Consider the following 337-nt stretch of genomic DNA (forward strand, 5'->3'; position numbering starts at 1 on the left):
TCTCGATGGTGGGCGTAAATAAGCCATTGTTTATTATTTTAATTTCCACCAAATGTCCAGAATTCATCTACTTCGAGAGATTCATAATGACTTTGTTTAGGCTGAATTTGATAGGCCGATTCAGTTAAAGTCCGTAAGACTTTACCGATACTAATGCGCTCAACTTCAGCGATCTCTCGTATACCGCTGCCTCTGACCATTAACTGTAATATTTTACGAGTAATGCCAGAATTACATCCTAGCTAGCTCAGAGCATGGTCACCAATAAACTGACGTTTGCAGTCTTTGCATTGGTAGTTTTGTTTCCCATCTACTTTGATGCCATTTTTCTTTATAC

Annotated in this window: 1 pseudogene; it reads right to left on the bottom strand. The window is 38.6% G+C overall.

The window, feature by feature from the left end:
• Window positions 1–41: 41 nt before the first annotated feature.
• A pseudogene (locus tag ACG9ZB_RS16795) lies at window positions 42–335 on the bottom strand (transposase-like zinc-binding domain-containing protein); the annotation flags it as partial.
• Window positions 336–337: the final 2 nt, after the last annotated feature.

Origin of the sequence: Acinetobacter johnsonii, from assembly GCF_048551975.1 — a bacterium.
GTDB classification, from domain to species: domain Bacteria; phylum Pseudomonadota; class Gammaproteobacteria; order Pseudomonadales; family Moraxellaceae; genus Acinetobacter; species Acinetobacter johnsonii_A.